The 225-nt window shown below is 61.3% G+C and carries 1 pseudogene; it reads left to right on the top strand.

What is annotated here, in order from left to right:
* Window positions 1–225, top strand: a pseudogene (locus AC30D7_RS28845) (hypothetical protein); the annotation flags it as partial.

Here is a 225-nt window from a genome sequence, read left to right as displayed (position 1 = left end):
ATCACCGAAGCCAGCACCCTGACCAGTGAAGTCGACACCGTGCGCGCTTCAGTGAATTGGACCCTGGGCGCCAACCTGGAAAACCTTGTCCTTACCGGCACTGCCAACCTCAACGGTACCGGTAACAGCCTGGGCAACGTGTTGACCGGCAACGACGGCAACAACATCCTCGACGGCGGCCTAGGCGCTGACACCCTGATCGGTGGCGGCGGTGTCGATACCTTC

It is taken from the genome of Pseudomonas sp. DF5 (genome assembly GCF_058148225.1).
Note: the sequence above shows the minus strand (reverse complement) of the source record. Positions and strands in the feature narration are given on the sequence as shown.